The 21,946-nt window shown below is 71.9% G+C and carries 18 protein-coding genes; 9 read left to right on the forward strand and 9 right to left on the reverse strand.

The features are described 5' to 3' along the window. Window positions 1-194: 194 nt before the first annotated feature. Window positions 195-746, reverse strand: coding sequence for a hypothetical protein (locus tag WME73_RS39520; RefSeq protein ID WP_437912981.1), 552 nt, complete (start codon window positions 744-746; stop codon window positions 195-197). 44 nt (window positions 747-790) lie between these two features. Between WME73_RS39520 and WME73_RS39525 the strand changes: the two genes are divergently transcribed. Further along, window positions 791-982, forward strand: coding sequence for a hypothetical protein (locus WME73_RS39525; RefSeq protein WP_437912982.1), 192 nt, complete (start codon window positions 791-793; stop codon window positions 980-982). 182 nt (window positions 983-1,164) lie between these two features. After that, a complete protein-coding gene (locus tag WME73_RS39530) occupies window positions 1,165-5,220 on the forward strand; it encodes a serine/threonine-protein kinase (protein ID WP_437912983.1) in 4,056 nt (1,351 codons plus the stop codon). An 82-nt stretch (window positions 5,221-5,302) separates the two neighbouring features. On the opposite strand, the gene WME73_RS39535 is transcribed toward WME73_RS39530, so the two are convergent. Then, the gene (locus WME73_RS39535) at window positions 5,303-5,737 is read right to left on the reverse strand and encodes a hypothetical protein (RefSeq protein WP_437912984.1); all 435 of its coding nucleotides are present in this window, start codon (window positions 5,735-5,737) and stop codon (window positions 5,303-5,305) included. 398 nt (window positions 5,738-6,135) lie between these two features. On the opposite strand from WME73_RS39535, the gene WME73_RS39540 reads away from it, so the two are divergent. Further along, complete coding sequence (locus tag WME73_RS39540; RefSeq protein WP_437912985.1) at window positions 6,136-7,332, forward strand: endo-1,4-beta-xylanase; 1,197 nt, start codon at window positions 6,136-6,138, stop codon at window positions 7,330-7,332. A 112-nt stretch (window positions 7,333-7,444) separates the two neighbouring features. Here the strand turns inward: WME73_RS39540 and WME73_RS39545 are convergent, their stop codons facing one another. From WME73_RS39545 to glgC, 5 genes are all read right to left on the reverse strand, one after another. After that, window positions 7,445-8,404: an alpha/beta hydrolase gene (locus WME73_RS39545; protein ID WP_437912986.1), complete on the reverse strand. Its 960-nt coding sequence runs from the start codon at window positions 8,402-8,404 to the stop codon at window positions 7,445-7,447. Then, the gene (locus WME73_RS39550; protein ID WP_437741435.1) at window positions 8,404-9,162 is read right to left on the reverse strand and encodes an RsmE family RNA methyltransferase; all 759 of its coding nucleotides are present in this window, start codon (window positions 9,160-9,162) and stop codon (window positions 8,404-8,406) included. The genes WME73_RS39545 and WME73_RS39550 overlap by 1 nt, the downstream gene beginning before the upstream one ends. Then, on the reverse strand, window positions 9,159-10,112 hold the full coding sequence (locus WME73_RS39555) for a 50S ribosomal protein L11 methyltransferase (RefSeq protein WP_437912987.1): 954 nt from the start codon (window positions 10,110-10,112) through the stop codon (window positions 9,159-9,161). Before WME73_RS39555 ends, WME73_RS39550 begins: the two co-directional genes overlap by 4 nt. Window positions 10,113-10,235: 123 nt before the next feature. Next, the gene (locus WME73_RS39560; protein WP_437912988.1) at window positions 10,236-10,931 is read right to left on the reverse strand and encodes a metallophosphoesterase; all 696 of its coding nucleotides are present in this window, start codon (window positions 10,929-10,931) and stop codon (window positions 10,236-10,238) included. A 197-nt stretch (window positions 10,932-11,128) separates the two neighbouring features. Beyond that, the gene (glgC, locus tag WME73_RS39565) at window positions 11,129-12,397 is read right to left on the reverse strand and encodes a glucose-1-phosphate adenylyltransferase (protein WP_437741437.1); all 1,269 of its coding nucleotides are present in this window, start codon (window positions 12,395-12,397) and stop codon (window positions 11,129-11,131) included. A gap of 495 nt (window positions 12,398-12,892) precedes the next feature. On the opposite strand from glgC, the gene WME73_RS39570 reads away from it, so the two are divergent. After that, complete coding sequence (locus WME73_RS39570; RefSeq protein ID WP_437741438.1) at window positions 12,893-13,597, forward strand: hypothetical protein; 705 nt, start codon at window positions 12,893-12,895, stop codon at window positions 13,595-13,597. A gap of 37 nt (window positions 13,598-13,634) precedes the next feature. On the opposite strand, the gene WME73_RS39575 is transcribed toward WME73_RS39570, so the two are convergent. Both WME73_RS39575 and WME73_RS39580 read right to left on the reverse strand, forming a co-directional pair. Further along, window positions 13,635-14,021, reverse strand: coding sequence for a hypothetical protein (locus tag WME73_RS39575; protein WP_437741439.1), 387 nt, complete (start codon window positions 14,019-14,021; stop codon window positions 13,635-13,637). 99 nt (window positions 14,022-14,120) lie between these two features. After that, window positions 14,121-14,489 carry a hypothetical protein gene (locus tag WME73_RS39580; protein WP_437741440.1) on the reverse strand — a complete coding sequence of 123 codons (369 nt, stop codon included), beginning with the start codon at window positions 14,487-14,489 and terminating at the stop codon, window positions 14,121-14,123. Between the two features lie 334 nt (window positions 14,490-14,823). Here WME73_RS39580 and WME73_RS39585 point away from each other — a divergent pair, with 334 nt between their 5' ends. The 5 genes from WME73_RS39585 (at window position 14,824) to WME73_RS39605 (ending at window position 21,939) form a co-directional block, all read left to right on the forward strand. Beyond that, window positions 14,824-16,659, forward strand: a complete 1,836-nt coding sequence (locus tag WME73_RS39585) for a chloride channel protein (RefSeq protein WP_437912989.1) — start codon at window positions 14,824-14,826, stop codon at window positions 16,657-16,659. 327 nt (window positions 16,660-16,986) lie between these two features. Continuing rightward, window positions 16,987-17,454 carry a response regulator gene (locus tag WME73_RS39590; protein ID WP_012239707.1) on the forward strand — a complete coding sequence of 156 codons (468 nt, stop codon included), beginning with the start codon at window positions 16,987-16,989 and terminating at the stop codon, window positions 17,452-17,454. Between the two features lie 53 nt (window positions 17,455-17,507). Then, the gene (locus tag WME73_RS39595; RefSeq protein WP_437912990.1) at window positions 17,508-19,136 is read left to right on the forward strand and encodes a circularly permuted type 2 ATP-grasp protein; all 1,629 of its coding nucleotides are present in this window, start codon (window positions 17,508-17,510) and stop codon (window positions 19,134-19,136) included. Then, window positions 19,133-20,170: an alpha-E domain-containing protein gene (locus tag WME73_RS39600; RefSeq protein ID WP_437912991.1), complete on the forward strand. Its 1,038-nt coding sequence runs from the start codon at window positions 19,133-19,135 to the stop codon at window positions 20,168-20,170. Before WME73_RS39595 ends, WME73_RS39600 begins: the two co-directional genes overlap by 4 nt. Before the next feature lie 23 nt (window positions 20,171-20,193). After that, window positions 20,194-21,939, forward strand: a complete 1,746-nt coding sequence (locus WME73_RS39605) for a class II glutamine amidotransferase (RefSeq protein ID WP_437741444.1) — start codon at window positions 20,194-20,196, stop codon at window positions 21,937-21,939. The last annotated feature ends 7 nt before the right edge of the window (window positions 21,940-21,946 follow it).

The raw sequence follows: 21,946 nt of genomic DNA on the forward strand, positions 1-21,946 counted from the left end.
GAGCGACATCAATCACACGTTCTGCTGCGCTCAACAGGGAGCTTGGCAGCATTCGTCAGTCATGAGCTGCCATTCAGAGTTGCGGCGCCCCCTTCGAACGCGCTGGGCAGCACAAGATCGTCATCGAAAAGACGATCGAGAGGAAGGAATAGGCAGCAGCCGTTCGAATAACATCTGGCCGTATCCGTCAACCGTCAGGAGAGCACGTCGGCGGCGGTCTTCGCCCCAAGGACGTTATCGAGCCAGCGGTCGAGCGTAGCAATGTCCGTGCATCCCTGGACGCGCGCGCTCTCGCTCTCGGTGAGCATGATCCCTGCCCGCGCAAGCAGCCGCAGAAGCGTGTCCCTCTTGCCCTTGAGCTCGCCCTCACGTAGGCCCGCGAGTTTGATGCGATCCATGAGCTCCCGCACGAACGGAAACCTCGCCTCGCCTTCGATCTGCCGTTCCATGACCAACGCCTCCAGAGCCCGCCGCATGGGCTCACGCAACCCGCTCCAGATGACCTGAAAGTAGACCATCGCGTGCTCCTGGTCGAGCCGGCCCAGCGCAACGAGCGCGGCCTTGACCACGGTGAGCCCGTTCGGCCCGTTGCCGTGCGCCACCGCCGAGAGCACGGCCAGCTCGGCGTCCTTCTCCGCCTCGGCTGGGTCGGTGATCTCGGGGACGACGGCCGGACCGAGCACCAGCGGCGCGACGTTTCCGAGGCCCAGGCCGAGGTCGATGTTCTCCGCCGCCCAGGCGGCCACGCGAGGAGAGCTCCTGCTCAGGGGTGGCGGCGCCATGGCGGAGAGTGGCAGTCGCACCCCATCAGGGCCTGCGGCACATCCACACGCTGGGGATTTCGACGTCCGATCGGCTGCTGCTCACGCTGAACGATATCAACGCGGAGAGCCGCGCAAGCGAAGAGCTCGAGCGCAGCACGGTCGTCCAGGGGCCCCTCACGCGCCTGTACCTGCTCAAGGCTCAGACGCCGGACGGCTGAGCGAACACGGCCCGACCGGGCATCTCGCCTGCGCTCCAGGCGCTGCTACGGGAGGTTTCCCCGGTTCAGCAGGACAACCACCATGGCGCCAAGGCCGCCAGCTCGAAGCGGCGCCGCGCCGGGAACCTCCGCTGCGGCGCCGCGCCCTCGACCGCGCTGCACCCCTGCCCCATCCTCTCGCCATGCTGCCGCCAGCCAGCGCACAGCCGGGCGACCTCCTCGCCCAGCGCTTCGTGATCGAGCGCCAGGCTGGCCGGGGCGGCATGGGCTTCGTCTACCGCGCCCTCGATCGCGCCCGCGGCGAGCCGGTCGCGCTCAAGCTCCTTGCGGGCGAGGGCGACCGCCAGGAAGAGCGCTTTGCCGCGGAGTGCCGCATCCTCGCCGGCCTGAGCCACGCTGGCATCGTGCGCTTCGTCGCCCAGGGGGTGACCGACGCGGGGCAGCGCTGGCTGGCCATGGAGTGGCTCGAGGGCGAGGACCTCGCCGCGCGGATCGCGCGCGCGGGCCTCGGCGTGGACGACAGCGTGGCCCTCGCCCTCGCCGCGGCCGAGGCGCTCGCCGCGGCGCACGCGCGCGGCGTGATCCACCGCGACATCAAGCCCTCGAACATCTTCCTTGTCGGCGGCGACCCGCGCCGCATCAAGCTCATCGACTTCGGCATCGCGCGCCTCAGCGGCGCGACGAGCCTGCACACCCGGACCGGCGTGGTGATGGGCACCCCGGGCTACCTGGCCCCGGAGCAGGCACGCGGCGAGCGCGCCGATGCGCGCGCCGACGTCTTCGCGCTGGGGGCCGTGCTCTTCGAGTGCCTCACCGGCCGGCCGGCCTTCGCGGGGGCGGACGTCCTCGCGGTGCTGGCGCGGCTGCTGATCGAGCCCGCGCCGCGGGTGCGCGAGCTCCGGCCCGACGTGCCGCCGGCGCTCGATGCGCTGGTCGCGCGCCTGCTCGCCAAGGACCCGGCGGCACGGCCAGCAAGCGCCGCCGAGGTCGCCGCGGCGCTGCGCGCGCTCGAGGCGCAGGGCGGCGAGCCGGCGCCGGTCCCCGGCGCGGCGCTCACCGCGGGGGAGCAGCGCGTGCTCTCGCTGGTCATGGCCGCGCCAGCGGACGCCGCCTGCGCGGCCGGCGGCGAGACGCTGCCCTCCGAGGTGCCGGCGGGCGCCGCCGGCGCGGCCGGCGAGACGCTGCCCTCCGAGGTGCCGGCGGCGCGGCGGCGGCGCCTCGAGGCCGCGATCTCCCGCCTCGGCGGCCGGGTGGACCAGCTCGCCGGCGGCGGGGTGCTGGTGAGCCTCCACAGCAAGGGGAGCGCGACCGATCAGGCCGCGCGCGCGGCCCGGTGCGCGATGGTGCTGGGGCCGCTGCTCGACGACAGCGGGGGCGCGGCGCGGATCGCGGTCGTCACCGGGCGCGCGGAGCTCACCGGGCAGACGCCGGTCGGGGATCTCATCGATCGCGCCGCCACCATGGTGGCCAGCGCGCCGCCCGCGGCGGGCGTCGCGATGATCGACGAGGTGACCCGGGCGCTGCTCGACCCCCGCTTCGAGGTGCGGCGCGGCCCGGCCGGCTTCGAGCTCCACGGCGAGCGGGAGGCGGGCGGGGGCGCGCGCATGCTGCTCGGGCGAAAGAGCCCGTGCGTCGGCCGCGACCGCGAGATCCGCGCGCTCGTGGACCTCTTCGAGGAGTGCGCCGGCGAGGGGCTCGCCCGGGCGGCGCTGGTGACCGGGCCGCCGGGCATCGGCAAGTCGCGCCTCTGCGACGAGGCGCTCCAGCGCATCCGCGCGCTCCGGCCCGACGTGGAGATCTGGACGGGCCGCGCCGACGTGGTGGGCGAGGGCGCGCCCTTCGGGGTGCTGGGCGAGGCCATCCGCTGCGCCAGCGGCGCGCTGGCCGGCGCGCCGCTCGGCGAGCGGCAGGCGCGGATCCGCGCGCGGGTCGCGCGGCGCGTGCCCGAGGCCGAGCAGCGCCGCGTCGCGGAGATGCTCGGCGAGATCGCGGGCGCGCCCTTCCCCGACGAGGAGAGCCCCGCCCTCCGCGCGGCGCGCCAGCACCCGGCGGCGATGACGGAGCATATCGGCCGCGCCTTCGAGGACTTCGTGGCCGCCGAGGTCGAGGCCCGGCCGATCCTGCTGGCGCTCGACGACCTGCACTGGGGCGACCTGCCCTCGGTGCGGCTCCTGGGTGATGCGCTGCGCCGGCTCGAGGATCGGCCGCTCTTCGTGCTGGCGCTGGGGCGCCCGGAGGTGCACGAGCGCTTCCCCGGGCTGTGGGCCGAGCGCAGCGTCCAGGAGATCCGGCTCGCCCCGCTGCCGCGCCGCGCTGCCGAGCGGCTCGCCCGGCACGCGCTCGGCGACGCCGTGGGCGCGACCAGGATTGCCGAGCTGGTCGAGCGCGCGGCCGGCAACCCGTTCTATCTGGAGGAGCTCATCCGCGCGGTCAGCGAGGGGCGGGGCGAGGCGCTGCCCGAGACCGTGCTGGCCATGGTGCACGCGCGGATCAGCGCGCTCGATCCGGCGGAGCGGCGGGTGCTGCGCGCGGCCAGCGTCTTCGGCGAGGTGTTCTGGGCCGGCGGGGCGCGGCGCCTGCTCGGCGGCGATCTCGCCCCTCAGGCCCAGGGCGGTCCCCCGCCCGGCGGCGACGACGTGACCCTGCCCGTGACGGGCGCGGCGGCCTGGGTGGACGAGGCGCCGCTCCTGCCCGGCGGCGAGCCCGCCTCGCCGGTGAGCGGAGCGCTGGCGTCGCTCGTCGCGCGGGAGGTGATCGAGCGCCGCGCCGAGAGCCGCTTTCCGGGCGAGGAGGAGCTGACGTTCCGCCACGCGCTGCTGCGTGAGGGCGCGTACGCGACCCTGACCGACGCCGATCGCGCGCTCGGGCACAAGCTCGCCGCGGCGTGGCTCACCGCGGCGGGCGAGAGCGATCCCGGCGTGCTCGCCGAGCACCTGGAGCGCGGCGGCGAGCGCGCCCAGGCGGGGGCCCGCTACCTGGAGGCGGCGGAGCTGCTCCTGCGCGGGGGCGACACCGCGGGGGCGATCGAGCGCGCGGAGCGCGGCGTGCAGTGCGGCGCCGAGGGCGAGGTCCACGGGGCGCTGCGGCTTCTGCAGTGGGAGGCGCTCTACTGGGCAGGGGAGAAGGATCGGGCCCGCGCTTTGGCGAAGCAGGTGCAGCGGCTCGCCCGACCAGGGAGCCGAAAGTGGTGCCTGGCGATGACGGCCGAGCTGCTCTGGAACGCGCTGGAGGAGTGCGGCTCGGCAGAGAGCATCGAGCTGGTCTCTGGAGATATCCTCGCGATGGATCCCGACCCCGAGGCGGCCGCAGCCTTCGCGCAAGCGCTGTATTTTGCCTGGTTGCGGCTGATGCTCATGGAGCGACGTGAGCTGGCCGAGGCCTACCGCGCGCGGCTCGATCGCCTCGACGAATCGCTCGGCCGCCGAGATCTGCTCGTGTCCGGCCACCGGCGCCTGGTGCAGGCGGAGGAGGCGCGCCTCGTTCGCGGTGACGGCTGGGCGGCGCTCCAGCTCCTGCGCCAAGCCGAGGCCGCGTTCGACGCGGCGGGGATGCGGTTGCTGGTGGAGTACGCGCGCGTGGGCATCGCCCAGGCCTACGTCGAGCTCGGCGTCCACGACCGCGCCGAGGAGATCCTGCGCGCCCTCCTGCCCGAGGGGAGCTCCCGCGCCGACGCGAGCGGACGGATGGCCCGGTGGTGGCGCGCGGTCCTTCGCAGCGCGTGCGGCCTGCTCGACGAGGCGATCACGGATATCGCCGACCTCGCCAGCGCCCTCGCGGTGCAGCAGAATCGGGACTTCGAGAGACTGACGCGCCTGTTGCACGCGAGCCTGCTCTACCGGCGCGGCGACCTCGCCGCGGCCGAGCGTGAGGCGCTCGCGGGGATCGAGGAGCTCGCGATGCCCTCGCTGGCCCGTGACTGGGCCAGATCGGTGCTCGCGCGGGTGAGGCTCGCCCAGGGTCGCGCCGCCGAGGCCGCGGCGATCGCAGAGGACCTCCTGGCGCGCCTGCAAGCGCTCGGGCTCAGGCCCCCGGAGGCGACCGAGCTCACGCTGGCGCACGCCGAGGCGCTCCACGCAGCGGGGTCGACCGACGAGGCACGCGCGGCCCTGGCGGCGGCGCGCGCGGACCTGCTCGCGCGCGCGGACCGGATCCCGGACGTGGAGATCCGGCGGTGCTTCCTCGAGAACGTCCCCGAGAACGCGCGGCTGCTGGTGCTCGCGGGGGCGTGGCTCGGCTGAGGCCTCAGGCGCCGCGCGCCGCGCAACCTCAGCGCCTCGGCGACGGTCGCCGACACCGAGCGCGGGATAAGCAAGCCTCTCCTCATCGCCTGACGTCGATCCCTTTTTCTCTCAGGCGCCGGATGATGTCCTGACCGTTCATCTCCCAGAGGTCACCAGGGTCGATCTCTTGCACCTGGCCGTCCCTCCCCTTCACAATCCACACCTCAATCTCGCGATTCTTTCTATCCCTGGCGGTGCCAATCGCGATGGACTCGACCTCAGCGAGACGAAATCCCTTCACGGTCGGCGCGAACCAGAACCCCGTGGTCTGCTCCAGCTTCTCGTCGTCGAGGACGACCCGATCCATCGCCAGCATCGGCGCGAAGAGGCCACCCGCTACCGCAGAAACCCCGAATGCGATCAAGGCAACCACCAGCGGCTGACGCCTCCACAGCAGGAGCACGCCGATCGACGCGGCAAGCACCGCGACGGCGATCGCAATGCCGGGCACATAGCTTGGGAAGCTGTAGATCATGCTGTCTTACCTGACGGACCTCGCGTTCTACCGCGAGACCCGAGCGAATGTAAGAACGCCGAGCGCGCGATCCCACGGAAGCCCCCGTGTAGGCTACGCCGGAGCGCGCAAGAGCACTTTCGCGGACGCAGCGCCGAGGACCAGGCCAGCGCCTGCGCCAGCGCCGCGAGGGTGCGGCGCGCCGCGTCGCTTCTCACGCTGTTCGCCCGCTCTCGTGACCGTGGAGGATCGCTCCACGGCACGGGTCGTGATAGATCCGAGGGGCAACGGGAACTCCAGGGGCCGGTCTGTCCGGCGTGCGTGGCGCTGGGCGCATGCTCTCTACCTCGCGCTGCTCCCCTCGGCTTTCCCGCTCCGGGAGTCACCGGTCACGATCCTTCAGCTTGCGGATGGTTGGCATGAACAAGAACCGTTCTTCTCGATGGCTGTGCAGCACAACCTCGATCGCACTCGGGATCGCGGCCCTCTCCGGCTGCTCTGGCAAGGTGGACAAGGCTGACGATGGCCCGAGCGGCTCGTCGAGCGCGGGCGGCACGACGGGAGCGGGGGGCCATGGCGCCAGCGCCGGCGCAACGGGCGCCGGCGGAGCCGGCACGGGCAGCACGGGCGCTCTGGGCTCTGGTACGGGCGGCTCCGGCGACGGTGGCAGCGGAGGCGCCGGAGGCGCTGGACCGAGCAGCTCCGGGGCTGGCGGTTCCAGCGACGGGTCGGGTGGCTCGAGCGGCAGCACCGGCAAGTTCGTCGGCAACATCACGACGAACGGCCAGGTGCGCGACGGCTTCATCCAGCACTGGAACCAGATCACGCCCGAGATCGAGGGCAAGTGGCCCTCTGTCGAGACGAGCCGCGGCGTTCGAGACTGGAGCAGGCTCGACGCGATCTACGAGTACGCGCAGGACAACGACATCCCCTTCATGCAGCACAGCTTCGTGTGGGGTGCCACGCAGGCGGCGTGGCTCACGAGGCTCCCCGCGGAGGAGCAGCGGCAGGCCGTGAGGGACTGGATGCAGGCGTTCTGCGAGCGGTACCCCGACACGAAGTACATCGTCGTCGTCAACGAGCCGCCGCCCCACACCTTGCCTCCCTTCATGAACGCCATCGGAGGCGGCGGCGAGAGCGGCTATGACTGGATCGTCAACTCCTTCAAGTGGGCTCGCGAGTTCTGCCCGGACGCGACCTTGATCCTCAACGACTACAACAACATCGAGTACGAGAGCGATCACAACCACTTCGTCGAGATCGTGAAGGCGGCGCTGGAGGCGGGCGCCCCGATCGACGGCCTCGGCGCGGAGGCCCACGACGCGTACAAGATCGACACCAGCACCGTGAAGGGCTACATCGACAGGCTCGCCGCCACGGGCCTGCCCGTGTACATCACCGAGTACGACATCGACCTCGCGGACGACGACGAGCAGCGCAGGGTGATGGAGGAGCAGTTCCCGATGTTCTACAACCACAGCGCCGTCAAGGGCATCACCCTCTGGGGCTACGTCGTCGGCTCCACCTGGAGGGACCGCACGGGCCTCCTGTACCCGGACGGCACGATGCGGCCGGCAATGACCTGGCTGATGGACTTCCTCGGTCGCGGCGAGTGATCTCCCTCGCACGACCGTGCCGCGGCGCTCCTTGGCGCCCACGACCGTGACATAGGTCTCGGGGTCAGAGACGGCATCGCCGGGATGGTCAAGCACGACGCGGAGATCATCATCAGCGCGCCTCGTGCTCGCGCCAGAAGGCGAACGCCTCGTCCAGGTACACCTCCTTCGCGCCGTGGCCGAACGGGTGCTCGGCGACGCGCACGGGCCAGCCCGCGCCGCGCAGGACGCCGGCGAGGGCGCGAGCCGAGCCGCCCACCGTGTCGTGGGCGCCGAAGCCGATGTAGAACGGCCTCGGCGCGAGCGTCGAGAGCTCGGGCGTCGCGCGACCTCCCCCGCCGGACATCGCGCCGAACCCGTCGGCCTCGATCCCGCCGCGCAGCGCGAGCGCCGCGGCGAAGTACGCGCCCGACGACGAGCCGGCGACGTACACGCGCGAGAACGGGGCGCCGGCGATCTCCTCGAGCTTCCGCCGCTTCTCCGCGAACGTCGCGACGAGCGGAGCGGCGTGCTCGTCGTACGCCCGCCCGCCCGTCGGCCAGCCCCACCAGCTCGCGTACCCCTTCGGCGCGAGGCCGACCTTGCCGCGCGGCATCAGCGCGGCGACGCCCGCGCGCCGTGCGGCGCGGGACACGACCGTCTCGAAGTTGGTCTTCTGCTGGCTCTCCTTCCCCGGCGGGACGATGCCGTGGAGATAGAGCAGCAGCGTCCGGGTCGGCGCGTCGGGCAGGACGTAGCAGGTCTCCTCGTCGAGCGCGTCGACGCCATCGATGCACCAGTCCGTTTCGACGCGCGGCGGGCGCGCTCGGGGCCACGGCGCCGGCTCGGGGGGCGCGGTCGCGGCGGTGACGGCCGGGGTCGGCGCTGCCGGCACAGGGTCGGGCTCCGCTGGACCGAGCGCGGCGCCGTCGGGCGCCGGCGCGCGCGCGCTCCTCGGAGCGTCTGCCGTGTTGCCGCACGCGCAGAGCGCGCCGAGCAACGCCGCGATCCACCGCGCCGCACCTCGCGACGGCGAGCCGCTGGCGCTGCGACCAGCGCTGGCCAGCGCGCCGCTCGCCGACCGCCGCCCCATCACCCCGCGCGCGCGTCGCTCACCGCGATCAGCGCCCCGAGCGCCGCCGCGCACACCGTCTCCGTGCGCAGCGTCAGCGCGCCGAGGCGCACCCGCTCGAACCCGAGCGCCGCGCACATGCCGAGCTCCTCCGGCGTGAACCCGCCCTCCGGCCCGACCGCGAACGCCGCCTCCATGCCCGGCGACAGCGCGGCCAGCCGCGCGCCGAGCGGCGTCTCCGCGTAGGGATCCAGGCACATCCCCAGCGCGCCGCCCTCGGTCGACGGCGCCGCCTGCGCCTCCGCGAGCGCCGCCGCGAGGCTCATCGGCGCCTCCACCCGGGGCGCGTCCCCGCGGCCGCACTGCCGCGCCGCCTCGACCGCGATCCGGCGCCAGCGCTGGCTCCTCTCCTCGGCGGGCCGCGCCACGCTCCGCGCCGAGATCGCCGGGATGATCCGCGTCGCCCCGAGCTCGGTCGCGTCGCGCACCACCGCGTCCATCTTGTCGCCCTTGCCCACGGCCTGGATCCACGTCACGCGCCGGCCTGGCCGCAGCGCGGCCGGGCGGGGCGCGTCGATGCGCGCCTCCGCCCCGCGGCGGCCGATCGACTCGAGCGTGGCCTCCGCCTCGACCCCGAGCTCCGGATCGAACACGACGAACCGATCCCCCTCGCGGAGGCGGTGCACCCGCACGACGTAGCTCGCCGCCTCGGGCGGCAGCGCGATCACGCCGGCCGCGATCGCGCCGAGCGGCACCCGCAAGAGCCCCGGGCCGCTCATCCCGGCGAGGACGCCGCGCCGCCCGGCGCGCGGAACAGGAGCGCCACCCAGCCCTCGCCGCCCGCGTCGCCCCGCCCCGCCCTGCGATCGCCGCCCGGCGACGCGGGATCCGGCCGGGTCGCGACGTGCTCGAGCGGGCGCGGCAGCGACGTGTACCGCGCGATCAGATCGTCGCGCTCGCTCTCGAGGATGCCCGACAGGATCAGCCAGCCGCCCGGATCGAGCACACGCGCGAGCTCCGGCGCCAAGGGCCGCAGCACCCGCGCCTCGATGTTCGCGACGACCCACGGGAACCGCCGCGTCACCCCCTCGACCACGCCGGCGCTCGCCTCGATGCGGCCCTCGAGGCCGTTGCGCGCCGCGTTCTCGAGCACCACCTCGATCACGTCCTCGTCGTTGTCGATCGCGACCGCCCGCTCCGCGCCGAGCACCAGCGCGACGAGCGCGAGGATGCCGCTGCCCGTGCCCACGTCGAGGAGCTCGCGGCCGCGGAGCTCCGCCGCGTGCTCGTCGAGGAGCTCCGCCACGAGCGCCGTCGTCGCGTGGAGCCCCGTGCCGAACGCCCTGCCCGGCTCGAGCAGGAGCACCCGCTCGCCCTCGCGCTCGGGCGCGCGCTCCGCCCACGGCGGCACGACCGTGATCGTGGGCGTCAGCGCGAACGGCGCGAAGTGCTCCTTCCACGCGTCGCGCCAGGCGTCGCCCACCACCTCCTCGAGCCGCGCGGCGAGCGGCGGCGACTGCTCCCCGAGCGCCGCGATGGCCTCCATCGCCTCGCCGTGATCCTCGAAGCTGGCGACGAGCGTCACCTGGCCCGAGCGCGCGCCGCGGACGAGGGTCTGCTCGTCGCGCTGCTCGACGCCGCTGGCGCCCAGCTCGAAGAGCAGGGCGCCGATCTCGTCGGCCTCCGGCTCGGGGACATCGACTGCAACGAACGGGTATCGAGGCTCCACCTGGCTTGCTCCGTGACGGGCCGCCGGCCTGGAGAGCGGCCGCGGCGCGGACGGGAGCCTAACGAAATTCCCGCAGAGAGGCGCGGCCGATCGCGCGGAACCGCTGGAAGACGCGGAGCATTTTTAACGCCCCACGTAGCGGCGCCGCGCCGGGACCGAGACGAGCACCTCGTTGCGCGACGCCGGCGGCGGGACGCGCTCGCCGTCGTGGAGCACCATCGCCGTCAAGCGCCCCCCGTAGACCGCGCCCGTGTCGATCCCGGTCGCCCACGCGTGCATCTGCGGCTCGCTCCGCGCGTTGTGGCCGAACACCACGTGCGGCGGGCCCTGGTACGTCTGGCCCCACAGCGTCTTGCCCCCGCGGCGCTCGACCGGCTCGCCGTAGCGGCCGAGGCAGCGCACGTACATCAACGTGTGCGGATCCTGTCGCTCGATCGGCAGCCCGGGGATCAACCCTGCATGGACCACACGGAGCCCGTGCTCCGGCAGATCCAGCCAGTACGGCAGCGTCTCGAGCCACGCCCAGTCCCGCTTGCGCAGCTGCTGCGCGGTCTCCTTCGAGAGCTCCCCCAGCGGCTCGCCGCGAGGATCGCTCCGCCCGGCACGCCAGCGGAGCAGCCGATCCTCGTGGTTGCCCCGCACCGAGATCGCGCCGACCTCCCGGAGCAGATCGAGCGTTCCGCACGGATCAGGGCCGCGCACGATCAGATCGCCGACCATGACGACCCGATCGCCCGATACGAGGCCCACGTGCTCGATCAGCCGCGCCAGCTCATCCCGGCAGCCGTGAACGTCACCGATGATGATCGTGCGCGGCATCGCACACCCAACGTAGCAGGGACGCCCGTTCCATGGGGGGCGCCCAGGCCCGTCCCCGCGGACGCGGCAGGACCGCGCGGCTCCGCCTGCGAGCGCGCCGCGATCGCCACGCGCCGTGATCGGAATTTTACATGTAATTCAGGAGAGTTCCGCGCCGGCCACCCGGGCGGCGCCGCGCTGGGCCCTGGTCAGGCGCATTACGGGGAGTCGATCTTGGCGCGCTTCGGGATCACGACGATCCCGCCCTCGCTGACGAACCACTTCTTGCGGTCCTCCTCGAGGTTGAAGCCGATCTCGGCGCCGGCGGGGATCTCGACGTCCTTGTCGATGATGCAGCGGCGGAGCTTGACGTGGCGCCCGATCTTGACGTCCTCGAACAGCACGCACTCCTCGATGTGGCTGAAGGAGTTCACGCGGACCCGGTTCGAGAGCACGCTCCGGTGGATCCTGCCGCCGGAGATGATGCACCCGAGCGACACCAGGCTGTCCGTGGCGATGCCGACGCGCGCGTTCGCCTCGTCGCGGAAGACGAACTTGGCGGGCGGGTCGTGGCTGATCCCGGTCCGGATCGGCCAGCGCGGGTTGTAGAAATTGAACGCCGGCTGGATGCTCACGAGATCCATCTGGGCCGCCCAGTACGCGTCGATCGTCCCGATGTCGCGCCAGTACCCCGCGCCCTCGTCCTCGCCGGGGACGAGGTTCTCGTGGAAATCGTAGACGTAGACGCGGCTGCCGCTCTGGACCATGCGCGGGATGATGTCGCGCCCGAAATCGTGCGCGCTGTCCTCGGTCGCGGCGTCGTGCTCGAGGACGTCGAGCAGCGCCTTCGTCTTGAAGATGTAGTTGCCCATCGACGCGAGGCACATGCCCGGCCTGCCTGGCATGCTCGGCGGATCCTGCACCTTCTCGTGGAAGGCGAGGATGCGCCCCGACTCGTCGCACTCGATGACGCCGAAGGCCCGAGCCTCCTCCTTCGTCACCGGGATGGCGGCGACGGTCACCTCCGCGTCGCGCGACAGGTGATCGTGCAGCATCTGGCGCACGTCCATCTTGTAGACGTGGTCGCCGCCGAAGATGCAGAGGTGCTCGGGCGACTCGTCCGTGATGACGTGCTGGGTCTGGTAGACGGCGTCCGCCGACCCCTTGAACCAGCTCTTGCCCGTGCGCTGCTGCGCAGGGACGGTCTCGATGAAGCTGTCGAGCATCGGCGAGAGGCGCCAAGCTCGGGCGATGTGCTCGTCTAGCGACGCGCTCTTGTACTGCGTGAGGATCTTGATGCGGTGCAGCCCGGAGTTGACGAAGTTCGAGAGGACGATGTCGATGATCCGGTACCGGCCGCCGAACGGCACGGCCGGCTTCGCCCGATCGTGCGTCAACGGGCCGAGCCGGCGGCCCTCGCCGCCAGCAAGGATCATCACCAAAACCTTCGAGGCTTCGAAAGCGGTGCGCAGGGTCGTCTCGCGCATGGGACGGAGAGGGTACTCGATCGATGTTGCCATCGCGAAGAGCGGAAACACGTCCTTCGCGTATTCGAGGCAACCTCGGGACCGGGAGAACGCCGCGGAGGCCCGCGCAACCCAGCCTGGCGGCGCCGGGCGGAGCCCGGGCGGGTCGCGCCGCGCGCCTTGCCGAGCCCGCCTCTCACGCCCTCCTGCCCCGCGATCGGGCGGCGCCGGCAGCGGCCCGTCGCGCTCTACCGTCCTCCGCCCGCCCTCCGCCGCGGCGCGCCGATGCGCGCCGATGCGCGCCGATGCGCGACGATGCGCGACGAGGATCGATGAAGAGAGGGGGACGTCTCCGTTTCTCTTTACGATCGACTCGCGGCCGTGTTAGCCGTTTCCGCCGTCGCGCGCGCATGCGAGAGGCGCCTGACCCGCACGCGGCGCACCGCTGTCCGAGGGCTATTCCAGCGCTGGATCTTTCCTGCTGGAGGTGCCCGTCACGCTGACCTTGGAGATGCCATGAACGCCCGATTCGGTCGAACCCTCCTCGCCGCCATCCTCCTCGTCGCGGGCACTTCAGGGTGCGGAACGGACGAGCAGCCCTACCAGGCAAAGCCCGCCTTCAGCGGCCGCAAAGCGACCCTGCCCGCGGTGCCGACGCTGCCCGCGAAGAACAAGAAGCAGGGCGACGCTTACACGGTCTGGGGCGTCACGCACGACCTCCGGAGCCGCGTCCACTTCGAGGAAGTGAACGGTAAGAAGCTCTCGATCGTCGGCTACATCGTCAAGACGAACCTGGCGGAGGCCCCCGCCTGTGCCGTGCACAAGACGGGCAAGGGTGACCCGCCGGACTGCAAGGCGCCGGTCCCGAGCTTCGCGATCGCCGACGAGAAGGGCGAGACGAAGGACATGATCGACGTCATGGGCTGGGCGTCGAACTTCGCGCAGATCTACACCATGATCGAGGCGATCGACAAAGCGCCGCGCGGCAAGGAGGGCGAGGCGAAGCTCACGGACGAGTTCTGGGGCCAGGAACTGCCGAACCCGATCCCGGCCGTCGGCGCGAAGGTCAAGGTCACCGGCACCTACGGCGTGACGTTCACGAAGTCGACCGGCGGCGCGGCGGCCAACCCGAAGTACGGCATCCTGTCCGCGGAGCAGATCGAGTACCTCGAGCCGCCGCCCGAGAAGGCCACCCTCCCCGGCATGAAGCGCAGGCCCTGACGCAGGCGGCGGCGGTGCGCCGTCGCGCCGCGCCGCTTCACGTCAGGATGGACCGGATCCCGCTGCTCGGCTCGGTCGCCGCCGACTCGAAGACGGCATCGACGAGCAGCCGCCGCGCCGACTCGTCGTCCGCTTCCCGGCGATCGACGCGCACCAGCGACGCCGGCGCCTGACGGATGATCGCGTCGAACACCTCCCGATCGAACCGGTACAGCTCCTCCCCCACGATCACGGCGTACAGATGCGACGCCGCGCTCGTCGCCCGGAGCGAGCGCAGATCGCACTCGCGCACCGTCACCCCGAGCCGGGCCCCCGCCTCGCGGCACACGGCGACGAGCTCGGCAGGACAACCGGCCACGATCACGAGCGGAGCGGGCGGAGCGTTCGGGACCACGGCCCTGCGCGGCTTCGTACCGTCCTCCATAGGCGCCTCAGCGTAGGCCACGAGTCGAGTACGCCGGCAAGGGAATTGTTTCGTCAGGCACCACCGGCGAGCCCGTTTTTCTGCGCGAGACAGCGGCGATCAACGCACCCCCGCTCCCTGCTGGATGTGCCACCCCCGGCCCTCTGCCACGCCGATGAAACGGATCCGCCCCGACCGCTCCATATCGTCGACTAGCTCCTCCGCCTCGAGCTGCGAGATGTCGATCCGGTCACAGAGCACGTCCCGGAACCGGGTCTTGCCCTGCACGTAATCCTCGTCGATCAGCGGGCCGAGCGAGCCCGCCAGGAGCTCGGCGGCCAGCTCGAGCGCCACCACGGGCGTGACCACGGTCTCGGCGGTCGTGCGGACGCTCTCGTCCGTCGTCTGGACGGCCGCGTCGCCCATCGTGACGCTCGCGTCTCCGGTGATGAGGGTGCCGTACTCGACGGTGCTCCGATCGGTCGTCATGACTCCACCTCGTCCGGGCTCGGGCGGGTCCGGGTGCCGCTCCCGCGCCAGGCTTCCTTCCTCGCTCATGGAGCGCGGGAGGCCCGAGCGGAAGCCGAGCGGAAGCCGAACGGAAGCCGAACGAAGACCGAGCGGAGGCCGACACCGCGAGGACCCCTCCGGGGACGGCGATCCTGGCGGCGATTTCAGGCGGCATCCCGCTGAAGATCAGGGAAGCTACCGCTCCTGCCAGGCCCATCGCTCGAGGGGGGAGGCCCTGGGCCACGAGATCATGATGTCGTCCCGCGAATACTCCCCATCACGCCCCAGCCGCACGGGGGCGGCGCGCACGCCGATGCCCCGCGCGCGGGGGCTGATCCCGTTCCAGCTCGTCGGTCGGGTGCTGCTCCACGCGATCCTCGTCGGCGTCACGGCCGGCATCGCCGGCTCGCTGTTCTTCGCCGCCCTCGAGCTCGCCGAGCACGAGCTCTTCATCGCGGTCACCGGCTACGAGCCGCTCCGCGCCAAGGGCGAGGCGGTGCTCTCGAGCGCGCACATCGGGGCGTTCCGGCCCTGGCTCGTCCTCGTCCTGCCGGCGTTCGGCGCCCTCGTCGGCGGGGTGCTCACGACGAAGCTCGCGCCCGAGACCCGCGGCGGCGGCGGCGACGCCTTCATCCGGGCGTTCCACCACATGGGCGGCCACATCCGCCGCCGCGTCCCTGTGGTGAAGGCGTTCGCCTCCATCTTCACGCTCGGCTGCGGCGGGTCCGGCGGGCGCGAGGGGCCCACGATGCAGATCGGCGGCGCGATCGGCTCGATCATCGGGCGCGCCCTCCGGGTGGACACGCGCGAGCGGCGGATCCTGCTCATCGCCGGCGCGGCCGCGGGCATGGCGGCCGTGTTCCGGACGCCGCTCGGGGCCGCGCTCCTCGCCGTCGAGGTGCTGCACCGCGACGACTTCGAGGCCGACGCGCTCATCCCCTCCATCCTCGCGAGCGTCGTCTCGTACTCCGTCTTCATTTACTTCTTCGGCGAGTCGACCCTCTTCGCGCACGCGCCCCGCTACCCGTTCATCCCGAGCCACCTCCCCCTCTACGCCGCGCTCGCGCTCGTCGTCTCGCTCGTGGCCACGCTCTTCCTCCGGACGCTGCACGCCGTGGAGCACACGGTGCACCGGATCCGCCTGCCGCCCTGGGCGAAGCCCGCGCTCGGCGGCCTCGCGCTCGGCGCGCTCGTGACCCCGCTGCTCATGCTCCTCGGGCCGCGCTTCGACAGGCCGGGGGAGGGGTTCGGGATGCTGGGCGCGGGCTACGGCGCGGCCCAGATCGCGATCACGGGGGCCCCGTGGCTGCCCGGCGGGTGGACCTCGGTGCAGCTCCTGCTCGTGCTGCTCGCCACGAAGATCGTCGCGACCTCGCTCACCGTCGGCTCGGGCGGCAGCGCGGGGGACTTCGGCCCCTCGCTCGTGCTCGGCGCGCTCACGGGCGGGGCCTTCGGGCGCGCGGCGGAGCTCCTCCTCGGCGACCCGCGCATCGACCCCGGCGCGTTCGCGCTCGTCGGGATGGGCACGTTCTACGGCGGGATCGCGCACGTGCCGATCGCCTCGCTCGTCATGGTCTGCGAGCTCGCCGGCAGCTACGACCTGCTCGTGCCGCTCATGCTCTGCGAGGGCATCGCCTTCGTGGCGCTCAGGCACAGCACCCTGTACCGCGCGCAGGTCGCGACCAAGCGCGAGTCCCCGGCGCACCGGGGTGAGCTCATCGTCGACGTGCTCCGCAGCATCCGCGTCGCCGACATCGTCATCCGCAGCCGCCCGTTCGTGTCGTTCGAGACGCGGACCCCCGCCTCGATCGTCGTCGAGCGCATCGCGGCGTGCGAGTGGCAGGACACCTTCCCCGTGCTCTCCGAGGACGGCAAGGTCGTCGGCACCATCGACGCCGAGATCCTGCGCGCCACCGCGACGAGCCCCGAGCTCTCGGGGCTCGCGATCGCGCACGACATGATGGCGAGCCCCGCCTCGGTCAGCGAAGCGGAGGACCTGCACCACGCGCTCCAGGTGCTGCTGGAGCTGCGCGTGCGAGAGCTCCTGGTCACCGACGCCGAGGGCAAGATCGTCGGCATCCTGGACGAATCCGACGTCACGCGCGCCTACCACGACGCGACGGCGGAGCTCGAGAGCGCGGGACAGTAGGAATCTCGGAACAGGCGACCGACGACGACGCAGGGCGGACGCAGGGCGCGCTCGTCCTGGAAATTCGGGAATGGCCAACTTTCCCGCGCCCGCGCGTCCGCGCGGCCGACACGCGCGTGTCATGGGCGTGCGCGCGTGGATGTCCTGGTCGCGCCGCGCGCCCGATCGTGGTTCGGGCGTAATGCCGCAAGCGTGCGGCCCCCACCGCTTTCGGGAGTCTCCTGAGCTTTCAATCTTGGATTCCACGCAGCGACGGAACGGAGCGCGTGGGGAATACTCTCGTTCATCCGGAGAATTCGGGGTCCGGAGAGCGCGAGGGAGAACGGCATGCTTGTCGATACGCTCGGAGGTCGGACGGTGCGGCGCAACGCAGAAGTACGAACACGATCGAGCGCGCCGAACAGCCGCGCCAAGCTCGTGGTCGTCGTGGACGACGAGCCGAACATCCAGGAGGTCGTGAGCATGATCTTGGAGAGCGAGGGCGGCTACGAGGTGCGCTGCGCCTCGAACGGCGAGGAGGCGCTGGCGTTGCTCGACCAGATCGCGCCGCCGGATCTGCTCGTCGTCGACATCATGATGCCGGTGATGGACGGCTGGGGCCTGCTCACGGCGCTCCGGCACAACGAGAAGACGGCCCGTATACCAGTCATTGTTTCATCCGCGTCTTCAAAACATGACGCGACGAGCCTCGGTGTCGCTCGGGTGCTGCCCAAGCCGATCGACTACGACGCCTTCCTCGCCGCGGTCGACGAGCTCACGCGCTCAAGAGAGCGGCAAATCCTCGACGCCGAGTAGGCCGAGTCGATCAGCCGACCGCGCCACTGCCTCCATCGCGGCAGAAAGCGCAAATGGCCCATGGACCTCCAGGGCCGTCCAGCGGTAGCTTCACTCCAGTGTTGTTAGAGAACCCGGGTGCCGGCCTCTTCGCCGGCTACACTCCCCTCCCCGGCGCCTACGACGAGCTGTTTGGTCGAGACGGCGCTCCTCGCCCCGAGTTCCTGCGCACTGCCACGCTCCTCGGCGCGCTCGCGCCGAACGAGTTCGCGCGCGCGCAGCACCTCGCGGAGCTCGCCCTGCTCAACCAGGGCGTCACGTTCTCGGTCTACGCGGATCAGCGCGGCGCGGAGAAGATCTTCCCGCTCTGCCTCATCCCCCGGATGCTCTCCGCGGCGGACTGGGCCCACATGGAGCGGGGCCTCGAGCAGCGCGTCCGCGCGCTCGGCCTCTTCCTCGACGACGTCTACGGGGACCAGCGCATCCTCAAGGAGGAGCGCGTCCCCCGGGACCTCGTGCTCGGCTCCGGGCAGTACCTGAAGCAGGTCCACGGCCTGCGGCCCCCGGGCGGCGTGCGCATCCACATCGCGGGCGTCGACATCATCCGCGATCCGGCCGGGACCTTCCGGGTCCTCGAGGACAACCTCCGCACGCCGTCCGGCGTCTCCTACGTCCTGGAGAACCGGCTCATCAGCAAGCGCGTCCTGCCGCACCTGCTGGACAAGGCGCGCGTGCAGCGGGTCGACCATTACCCGGCCCGGCTCGCCGAGACGCTGCGCTCGGTGTCGCCCGCGAGCCCGAGCGGCACGAGCGCCGTCGTGCTCACGCCGGGGCCCTACAACTCGGCCTATTTCGAGCACAGCTTCCTCGCGCGCACGATGGGGCTCGAGCTCGTGCAGGCCCCCGACCTGTTCGTCGATCAGGACGAGGTCTTCGTCCGGACGACGCGCGGCCCCCGCCGGGTCCACGTCATCTACCGCCGCATCGACGAGGCGTTCCTCGACCCCGAGGCCTTCCGCCCTGACAGCATGCTCGGCGTGCGCGGCCTGATGCACGCCTACGCCGCCGGCAACGTCGCGCTCGCGAACGCGCCCGGCAACGGCGTGGCGGACGACAAGGCCGTGTACCCCTTCGTGCCGGAGATGATCCGCTACTACCTCGGCGAGGAGCCGGTCCTCGAGCAGGTCCCCACCTACCTCTGCATGCGCGACGACGACCGGCGCTATGTGCTCGACCACCTCGACCAGCTGGTCGTCAAGGCGGTCGACGAGGCCGGCGGCTACGGCATGCTGATGGGGCCGCAGTCGACCGCCGCCCAGCGCGACGAGTTCCGGGCGCGCATCCAAGCGACGCCGCGCCGCTACATCGCCCAGCACCGGGTCGAGCTCTCGACGAGCCCCACCTGGGACCCGACCGCGAAGACCGCGGTCCCGAGGAGGCTCGACCTGCGCCCTTACGTGCTGACGGGCCGCGACGGCGCGTGGGTGCTGCCCGGCGGGCTCACGCGCGTCGCCCTGGTGGCCGGCTCCTACGTCGTCAACTCGAGCCAGGGCGGGGGCTCGAAGGACACCTGGGTCCTGAAGGGCCCAGGCGAGAGCGCGCAGCGCACGCCCTCGATCGGCGGCTCCGACGCGAGCCCCGCCGCCGCGAACAACGACCCTCCCGGCGCCGCGCCGGGACCTGCCCCCCCGGAGGCCCCGTGATCTCCCGCGTCGCCGATCACTGCTTCTGGTTCGGCCGCTACCTCGAGCGGACCGAGAACATGGCCCGCATCCTCGCCGTCACGCAGAACCTCGCGCTCGACGCCGAGATCCCGGCGCACCAGTGCTGGCTGCCGGTCATCATCGTGGCCGGGCAGAAGGCGCACTTCGGGGCCGAGCACGGCGAGGAGGCCGCGGCCGACGGCGAGCTCGTGCAGCGCTACATGAGCTTCGACGAGGACAACCCGACGAGCCTCCGCAGCTCGATCTCGGCCGCGCGCTGGAACACGCGGTCGATCCGGGAGGTCGTCAGCCTCGAGGTGTGGGAGACCGTCAACGAGCTCCACCTCTGGGTGAACAGCGACGAGGCGCGGGAGGAGTTCAGGTCGAGCCGCTACGCCTTCTACCGGCGAGTACGCCAGCTCACACAGCTCTGCCTCGGGCTCACGCAGAGCACGATGCTCAACGACACGCCGCTCGATTTCATCTGGCTCGGCGTGCTGCTCGAGCGCATCGGGCAGACCGCGCGCACGCTCGACGTGCACCACCACGCGCTGACCAACCTTCCGTCGCCGTCGCCGTCGGAGATGAGCGCGCAGGCGCAGGGCGCGCTGCGCAGGCAGCACCGGGTCGTGGAGACGGCTCTCTGGCTCTCGCTCCTCCGCGCCTGCTCCGGGTTCGAGCCGTTCATGAAGCTCAACCAGGGTCAGGTGAGCGAGCAGGCTGTCGCCCAGTTCCTCCTGTACGAGCCGCGCTTCCCGCGCTCGATCCGGCACTGCGTCCACGCGGCGTTCGCGCGCCTCTGCGAGATCCGGCCGCCGGACAGCGTGGCGCTCCCCGGCGGCGAGAGCCTCGAGCGGCTCCAGCTCCTGCACCAGTGGGTGGCCGACAGGGCCACCGAGGCGTTCGACCCGATGGCGGTCCACGCGGCGCTCACCCATGTGGTCGACGAGACGGCGATGATCTGCGACGGTATCGGGCGCGAGCTGCTCGGTTACGGGCCGCCCGACAGTAGCCCCACGGTCACGAGCCAGTAGCCGCCAGAGTCGCCGACGCACCCATGCCGAATCTCCTCGCGATGTCGTTCGAGGGCGAGCTCGCCCCATGTTTCGATCTCACCTGCCTGCGCCCCGGGCGCAAACTGCCTGACGGCTGGGGCATCGGTTACTACCCCGGCGGCGAGCCGAGCGCCTCGGTGCTCAAGGAGCCGGCGCCGCCGCAGGGGAGCATCCGCAGCGAGCTCGTGAAGGCGTGGGAGCACCTCGAGTCGTCGCTGCTCGTGCTGCACATCCGCACGGCGACGTGGGGCAGCGTCAACGACGCCAACACGCAGCCGTTCAGCCGGAGCTGGGGCGGGCGCGACTGGCTGTTCGCGCACAGCGGCAGCCTCGTCGACCGGATCGAGGTCGATCCGAAATCGCTCTTCCAGCCGGTCGGCTCGACGGACACGGAGCTCATCCTGTGCGAGCTCATGCGCTGGATGGCGTCGGAGAACCTCCGGAGCATCGGCGACATCGATCCGGCGGTGCTGCGCGACTGGTTCGACGAGATGAACGAGCACGGCCCCCTCACGACGGTCCTGGCCGACGGCCGCGATCTGGTGGTCTACGCGGATCGCGATCGCGAGGGGGACGCGTTCCTGTGGGAGGTGCTGCCGCCGTACGAGCGCCTCGCGTTCGGGGACGACGATCTGGAGGTCGACCTGACGCGCCGGGGGGTCAAGAGCCGCAAGGGCGTCATCGTCTCGTCGGAGGAGCTCAAGGTCCACGCGGGCGGGCGGGCGGCGTCCTGGAAGCGCGTGCCGCCGGGGCACCTCGTGGTGCTGCGGCAGGGGGCGCTCCGGGCCACGGCGTCCCCGCGCACCGACCGGCGCAAGCCGTCGTCGTCCACGCCGCCGCTCTCGTCGCGGCCGGTCCGGCGCCCCGTGCACGCGGCGGTCCGCCGCTTCCAGGTGGTCCACCGCACGTCGTACCACTACGCGACCGCGGTGGAGCGCAGCACGCACCTCCTGCGGCTGACGCCGGCGCACGACCGGCTTCAGACGCTCCTGCACAACGAGATCGAGGTGTCGGTCGAGGGCCAGCAGCGCGAGTACGACGACGTCTTCGGCAACCGCGCGCGGCGGGTGCTGCTCGACACGCCGTTCCATGATCTCGTCATCGAGTCGAGGTCGCGGGTGGAGATGCTCGACACCGATCCGCTGAGCTTCCGCCCGCTGCGCGCGCGGTCGACGATCCCGCTCGTGTGGATGCCGTGGCAGCGCCAGGTCCTGCAGCCGTTCCTCCTGCCGCCGGAGCTGGCCGAGAGCGAGCTCGCGGAGCTCATCGAGTACGCGATGACCTTCGTGGAGCGGAACGGCTACGATCTGCTCGACACGCTGCTCGACCTGAACGCGTCGATCTTCGAGGAGTACGAGTACAAGCAGGGGTCGACCAACCTGTTCACGACGGCGTTCGACGTGTACGCGAACCGCCGCGGCGTGTGCCAGGACTTCACGAACCTGTTCATCTGCCTGACGCGGCTGCTCGGCGTGCCGTCGCGCTACGTGTGCGGGTACATCTACACGGGGCCGAAGCACGAGAACCAGCGGCAGAGCGAGGCGTCGCACGCCTGGGTCCAGGTGTACCTGCCGGAGATCGGGTGGAAGGGCTTCGACCCGACGAACGGGATCCTGACGCAGACCGATCACATCCGCGTCGCGGTCGGGCGCAACTACGTGGACGCGACGCCGACCTCGGGCACGATCTACGTGGGCGGCGGGGCGGAGCGCCTCGCCGTCGACGTGCGGGTCGAGCCGATCGACTGAGAGGTCG

The organism is Sorangium sp. So ce302 (assembly GCF_051530145.1).
Classification (GTDB): Bacteria; Myxococcota_A; Polyangia; order Polyangiales; family Polyangiaceae; genus Sorangium; species Sorangium cellulosum_B.

Coding starts and splice junctions, on each gene's coding strand:
- WME73_RS39575 (WP_437741439.1), bottom strand. CDS start 14,021: ATGGAGGACGGTACGAAGCCGCGCAGGGCCGTGGTCCCGAACGCTCCG.
- WME73_RS39560 (WP_437912988.1), bottom strand. CDS start 10,931: ATGCCGCGCACGATCATCATCGGTGACGTTCACGGCTGCCGGGATGAG.
- WME73_RS39590 (WP_012239707.1), top strand. CDS start 16,987: ATGCTTGTCGATACGCTCGGAGGTCGGACGGTGCGGCGCAACGCAGAA.
- WME73_RS39605 (WP_437741444.1), top strand. CDS start 20,194: ATGCCGAATCTCCTCGCGATGTCGTTCGAGGGCGAGCTCGCCCCATGT.
- WME73_RS39545 (WP_437912986.1), bottom strand. CDS start 8,404: ATGGGGCGGCGGTCGGCGAGCGGCGCGCTGGCCAGCGCTGGTCGCAGC.
- WME73_RS39585 (WP_437912989.1), top strand. CDS start 14,824: ATGCCCCGCGCGCGGGGGCTGATCCCGTTCCAGCTCGTCGGTCGGGTG.
- WME73_RS39595 (WP_437912990.1), top strand. CDS start 17,508: ATGGCCCATGGACCTCCAGGGCCGTCCAGCGGTAGCTTCACTCCAGTG.
- WME73_RS39530 (WP_437912983.1), top strand. CDS start 1,165: ATGCTGCCGCCAGCCAGCGCACAGCCGGGCGACCTCCTCGCCCAGCGC.
- glgC (WP_437741437.1), bottom strand. CDS start 12,397: ATGCGCGAGACGACCCTGCGCACCGCTTTCGAAGCCTCGAAGGTTTTG.
- WME73_RS39580 (WP_437741440.1), bottom strand. CDS start 14,489: ATGACGACCGATCGGAGCACCGTCGAGTACGGCACCCTCATCACCGGA.
- WME73_RS39535 (WP_437912984.1), bottom strand. CDS start 5,737: ATGATCTACAGCTTCCCAAGCTATGTGCCCGGCATTGCGATCGCCGTC.
- WME73_RS39570 (WP_437741438.1), top strand. CDS start 12,893: ATGAACGCCCGATTCGGTCGAACCCTCCTCGCCGCCATCCTCCTCGTC.
- WME73_RS39540 (WP_437912985.1), top strand. CDS start 6,136: ATGAACAAGAACCGTTCTTCTCGATGGCTGTGCAGCACAACCTCGATC.
- WME73_RS39550 (WP_437741435.1), bottom strand. CDS start 9,162: ATGAGCGGCCCGGGGCTCTTGCGGGTGCCGCTCGGCGCGATCGCGGCC.